Annotated in this window: 4 protein-coding genes and 1 pseudogene; 3 read left to right on the top strand and 2 right to left on the bottom strand. The window is 67.7% G+C overall.

What is annotated here, in order from left to right; all coding sequences use genetic code 11:
* A pseudogene (locus RMO40_RS11640) lies at positions 1-503 on the bottom strand (sigma-54-dependent Fis family transcriptional regulator); the annotation flags it as partial.
* Positions 504-636: 133 nt separating this feature from the next.
* Here RMO40_RS11640 and RMO40_RS11645 point away from each other — a divergent pair.
* From RMO40_RS11645 to RMO40_RS11655, 3 genes are read left to right on the top strand one after another with little or no spacing between them, the layout of a single operon-like run.
* On the top strand, positions 637-1,794 hold the full coding sequence (locus RMO40_RS11645) for a sialidase family protein (RefSeq protein ID WP_309720951.1): 1,158 nt from the start codon (positions 637-639) through the stop codon (positions 1,792-1,794).
* The gene (locus RMO40_RS11650) at positions 1,791-2,393 is read left to right on the top strand and encodes a hypothetical protein (RefSeq protein WP_309720956.1); all 603 of its coding nucleotides are present in this window, start codon (positions 1,791-1,793) and stop codon (positions 2,391-2,393) included. Before RMO40_RS11645 ends, RMO40_RS11650 begins: the two co-directional genes overlap by 4 nt.
* Before the next feature lie 42 nt (positions 2,394-2,435).
* Positions 2,436-4,400 carry a sulfatase-like hydrolase/transferase gene (locus tag RMO40_RS11655; RefSeq protein WP_309720959.1) on the top strand — a complete coding sequence of 655 codons (1,965 nt, stop codon included), beginning with the start codon at positions 2,436-2,438 and terminating at the stop codon, positions 4,398-4,400.
* Positions 4,401-4,554: 154 nt separating this feature from the next.
* On the opposite strand, the gene RMO40_RS11660 is transcribed toward RMO40_RS11655, so the two are convergent.
* Positions 4,555-5,583 (bottom strand): ATPase, T2SS/T4P/T4SS family (locus RMO40_RS11660; RefSeq protein ID WP_309720962.1); only part of this gene is annotated, 1,029 nt, incomplete at its 5' end.

Here is a 5,583-nt window from a genome sequence, read left to right on the forward strand (position 1 = left end):
CCGGCGTGGTCGAAGATCGGCGAGGCCGAGCAGGTGAGAAAGCGGTTGGCCGCGAAAAAGTGCTCCTGCGCATGCACCAGCGTCGGCGCTTCCGTGAAGAGCGCCGTGCCCACCGCATTCGTGCCCTTGGTCGACTCGGCCCAGTTGACGCCGGTCGACAGCGCCACCTGCTGCACCCGCTCCATGAAGCCGTTGTCGCCGATCACCTGCAGCGTGTTGCCCTGCGCGTCGGCCAGCGCCACGATGCTTTTGGTGAAGAGGATCTGCTCGCACAACATTTCCATCACCGGCGTGGCGTGTTCGAACAGACGCTGGTGCTGCTCGCGCATCTGGCGTGCACCGTGGGCCGACACCGGGTTCAGCTCGGGGATCGCGTTTTCCGTCAGGCCCATGGCGCGGCAGCGTTGGTGCGACTGCTCGATGGTCTGCAGGTGATCCGGGCCGTGCGTCACCTCAAAAGGCCGCGTGCCAGCGGGCAACGAGCTCGCAGCGTATCGATCCATGGTGTCTCCTTGTCCTGCAACGAGGGTGCGGGCGACTGCACCCGCCCCCGGTCGGGCTGCCACATTCTGCGCCAGATCACCGAATGGGGCCGCTGTCACAATCGCCCGGTTTTCCACAGGGCGCACAAGCACAGTGTTCAAGCAAACGGGCGGTTTTTCCACGGCAGGGTTTTTGTTGGCGCTGGCCGGCCTTGCGGTCAGCGCCGTGGCCGAGTGGCGCCGGTTCGATGGCGTGCCGCCGCCGGCAGCGCCTTCGCTGGTGGCCGCCGCAGCACCTGCGAGGGCCTTCACGCTGGTCGAGCGCAGCACCGGCACCCTGCCCACGCCGCCCGGTGTGCCGGCTGCGCACGCCAGCGCCCTGGCGGCCTTGCCCAACGGCGAGCTGCTGGCCTGCTGGTGGGCCGGGCAGCGCGAAAGTGCACCCGACGTGCGCCTCTATGTGGCGCGCTTTCGTGATGGCCAGTGGAGCGCGCCACAAGCCGTGGTCGACCGCGACTCGCTGGGCCGAGCGCTGCACCTGGGCGTGCGGCGCATCGGCAACCCGGTGCTGTGGGTCGCGCCCGATGGCCGGGTGCATCTCTACATGGTGGCCACCGGCCTCGGCGGCTGGGCCGCTTCGCGCGTGGCGCAGCTGGTGTCGGACGACGGCGGCCAGAGTTTTGCCGTGACACGCCTGTTGCCGCTCACGCCGCTGTGGAACACCAGTGTGCTGGTGCGCACGCGGCCGGTGGGCTTGAGCGATGGCGGCTGGTTGTTGCCCGCCTACTTCGAGCTGGGCAACAAGTACCCGATGGTGATCTCGTTCGATGCCAGTGGTGAGCCGCGCAGCGTGCAGCGCATTGGCGAGGCGCGCACCTCCTTGCAGCCGGCCTTGTTGCCGCTGTCAGGCAGCGAGCTGCGTGCGGTGATGCGCGACCATGGCCCGCAGCGCCGCGTGCAGCAGGCGGTGAGCCGCGATGCGGGCCTGAGCTGGCAAGACGAGCCGCCGGCGGTACTCGCCAACGCCGACAACTCCCTTGCCGGCCTGCAGCTGAGCGGCGGTGGCTACGTGCTGCTGCACAACGACGCGGTGGCGGGCGGCTCACCACGCCAGTGGCTGCGTTTGTCGACCTCCGGCGACGCGCTGAACTGGGCGCCCGCGCTCGACGTGCGGCGGGGCGTGCAGGGCGACGAGTTTTCGTACCCGAGCCTGGTGCAAATCGGCGATCAGCTTCACGTCACCTACACCCAGCAGCGCAGCGCCATCGCGCACCACGTCTACGACATTCGCTGGGCGGAGGGCGCACGGTGAACCTGCCCTGGCTCGGTCTGCAAGTGATGTGGGCGCATGCCGCCTGGGGCATGGTGCTGGCTGCCTGTGGCGTGGGCCTGCTGTCGCGCAGGCGCCCGTTTCCGGTGGCGCTGGCGGTGGGTTGGCTGGTGCTGGTCTTCGTGTGGTGTGCAGTGCCCGGCCCGGTGTCACCGGCCTATTGGCTGGGGCTGTCTTTCCAGGCGCCCAGCGGATTGCTGGTGGCCTGTTGTGTGATGACGATCTGGGTCAATGCACAAGGTGCGACCGGCTATCGCGTCTTGCCCACCGGCTTGGCGAGTGCCTTGGTGCTGGTCGGTGCGGTGCTCTATGCCGACAGCGTGGGCTGGTTGCACCTGGGCCTGTACGCGCAGGGTTTCGGCCGAGAGGCGGCCATCGCCGGCCTGCTGCTGGGCGCCCTCGCGGTGCTGGCCATGGCGCTGGGGCGCCATCGAGGTATGGCCGTGGCGGTGTCGTTGTCACTGATGTTGTTTGCCGTGTTCCGGCTGCCCAGCGGCAACCTGTGGGACGCGCTGCTCGACCCCTGGTTGTGGCTGTGGGCCGCCTCCAGCCTGGTGGCGCGCTGGCGTGCCAGCCGCTGAGCGATGTTGCCCATCCGATCCCATCTTCGACTCGCGCTAGCGATGGCAGGCGTGTTGCTTGTCGCGGCCACCTTGTCGCGCATCGTGTTCGGCCTGTGGTTCGCACCGGCTGGCCTGTCGGCGGCCGATTGGGCGGGTGCCTTGTGGCTGGGCGCGCGCTTCGATGCGCGCGTGGCCGTGCTCAGCGTGGGCGCGGTGTGGCTGCTGGGCGCGTTACCCTGGCTGGGCCCGCGCATTCGCCCGCCGCATGCACGCAGCCTGTGGTGGGCGTTCTGGATGATCGTGGCGGCCCTGTGGGGCGCGGCGGCGATCTTCGACGCGGGCCACTACGCCTACCTCGCGCAGCGCCTGTCGGCGGTGGTGTTTTCGCTGGCACGCGACACCGGCGAGGCCGCCGGCATGGTGTGGCAGTCGTACCCCGTCGTCTGGATCGTGCTCGGTTTCCTGGCGTGGATGCTGCTGTGCCATGCGGTGTTCGTGCAGCTGTGGGTGCGGCTCGCCCACGCGCCGGCCATGCGCCTGCGGAACGCGCGAATTGCCGAGACAGTGGTGGTCGCGCTGGCGGTGTTCGTGGTGCACGGCAAGCTGTCGCAGTACCCGCTGCGCTGGAGCGACGCGGTCGAGCTGCCGCACAGCTTTGCGCAGTCGCTTGCGCTCAACCCGCTGCAAAGCCTGAGCGACAGCTGGAGCTTTCGTGCCCAGCGGCTCGACGACGCGCAGATGCGGCCCGACGCCGATGCCATTCGCGCTTTCGTCGGCTTGCCGCCGCTGAAGCCCGGCGAGCCGATTTCGTTTTTGCGCACGGTGCCGCCGAAGCCGGGCGCCGAGCCGGTCAACGTGGTGCTGGTGCTGCTCGAATCGTTTGCCGCGCACAAGACCGGCGCGCTCGGCAACCCGCTGGGCGCCACGCCGTCGTTCGACGCGCTCGCACGCGATGGTTTGTTGTTCACCCGCATGATGAGCGCGCACAGCCACACCGCACGGGGTGTGTTCGCCACCGTCACCGGCATGCCCGATGTCTCGGCCCAGTCCACCGCCTCGCGCAACCCGGCCGCCACCAACCAGCACAGCATCGTCAACGAGTTCAAGGGCCACCAGAAGTTCTACTTCATCGGTGGCAGCACCTCGTGGGCGAATGTGCGGGGCGTGCTCACGGCCAACATCGATGGCATCGAGATCTACGAACAAGGGCGGCTCAAGTCACCCACGGTCGATGTGTGGGGTGTGTCTGACAAGAACGTCTTCTTCGAGGCCAATGAACTCTTCCGCGAGCAGAAGACGCCCTTCTTCGCCATCATCCAGACCAGCGGCAACCACCGGCCGTATTCCATCCCGGACGAAGACCTGAAGCTCGGTTTTGCGCCGCCCGCACCCAGCGAGGCCGAGTTGAAGGCGCAGGGCTTCATCTCGCTCGCCGAGTACCGCGCGTTCGCCTACCTCGACTGGTGCATCGGCCAGTTCATGCAGCGTGCGCAGAAAGAGGCTTACTTCAAGAACACGGTGTTTGCCTTCATCGGCGACCACGGCATCATCGGCCTGACTGGCCCGCACCTGCCGCGCGCTTGGCAAGAGCTGGCGATCACGCAGGGTCACACGCCCTTGCTGGTCTATTCACCCGGCCGTGTGCCAGCGCGCCGGGTGGAGAGCTGGGCGCAGCAGGTCGATGTGTTGCCCACGCTGGCGTCGATCGCGGGCATTGGCTATCGCAACACCACGCTGGGGCGCGACTTGCTCGACGCACAGTTCGATGCGACCCGTGTCGCGTTCGAGTTCCAGTTCACCGGGCCCGGCGAGCTGGGCGTGCTGGTGGGCCAGCACATGCTGATCGAGCGCAAGCCGTTTGCGGCCTACGACATCTTGTCGGACAAGCCGGGCCAGAACCTCCTGGCCCAGTCACGTGTGCCCGCCGAGCTGCAGCAGCTCGTGCAGACCTGGGGGCGGTTTCCGGCGGCGTACGGCAACGCGGCGCTTTATTTGCAGACGCACAACCCGCGGTTTCGGGATTGATTTCCGTTCGCCCTGAGCCTGTCGAAGGGCTTGTGTGCGGTGCTGTGCGCACCCTTCGACAGGTTCAGGGCGAACGGTGGGTGGGGTTCAACCCGAACGGTGGTGGAGCTCAGACCGAACGGTAGTTGGGGCCCAGCCCCAACGGAGTCTGGCGCTAGACGTTGCTGGTCGCCCGCACTTCCGCGAGGCTGGTCACACCCTGCAGCACCTTCTCGATTCCGTCTTGCCGCAGCGTGCGCATGCCTTCGGTCATGGCGGTGCGCTGGAGCTCTTCGGCCCGCGCGCCGGTCTGGATCAGGCGGCGCACTTCGCGTGACACCACCATCAGCTCGTGCAGCCCCGCGCGCCCGCGCTGGCCGGTGTGGCCGCAGTGTTCGCAGCCGGGGCTGTGGTGCATGCGCAGCTGGCCTTCCTTGCCGAAGCGAGCCGTCCAGTCGGCACGCAAGGTGTCGCGCTGGAAGTGGGGAAGGTCGCTCGGACAGACGTGCAGGTAGTCGTCGAGCAGCTCGTTGACTTCGTCGTCGGTGGCCAGCCGCGATTGGCGGCAGTGGTTGCACAAGCGGCGCACCAGGCGCTGCGCCAGCACGCATAAGAGCGAGTCGGCAAAGTTGAACGGGTCCATGCCCATGTCGAGCAGGCGCGTCACCGTTTCGGGCGCGCTGTTGGTGTGCAGCGTGCTCAGCACCAGGTGGCCGGTGAGCGAGGCTTCGACGCCCATCTGCGCGGTCTCTTCGTCGCGCATTTCACCCACCATGATCACGTCGGGATCGGCACGCAAGAAGGCGCGCAGGGCCTTCGCAAACGTCCAGTCGATCTTCGGGTTGACCTGCACCTGGCGCAGGCCGGGCTGGGTGATTTCGATCGGGTCTTCGGCCGTCCAAATCTTGCGCTCCGGCACGTTGATGTGGGAGAGCGCCGAGTGCAAGGTGGTGGTCTTGCCTGAGCCGGTCGGGCCCACGCACAGCACCAGGCCGTAGGGGCGCTCCATCGCCTCTTTGAGGTGCTTGATGTTGTAGGGCGAGAGGCCCAGGTTGTCGACCGGCACCGGCTTGGCCGAGGCTAGCAGCCGCATCACGACGTCCTCGAGGCCGTTGTTCGTCGGGATCGTCGCGACGCGCAGTTCGAGCTTGTGCGTGGCCGAGAACTTGACGAAGTTGATCTTGCCGTCCTGCGGCTTGCGGCG

The sequence above is a fragment of the Rhizobacter sp. genome (assembly GCF_031412075.1).
Classification (GTDB): Bacteria; Pseudomonadota; Gammaproteobacteria; order Burkholderiales; family Burkholderiaceae_C; genus Rhizobacter.

Excerpts from the sequence above, each read along its gene's own strand:
- RMO40_RS11655 (WP_309720959.1), top strand. The coding sequence starts at position 2,436 with ATGGCAGGCGTGTTGCTTGTCGCGGCCACCTTGTCGCGCATCGTGTTC.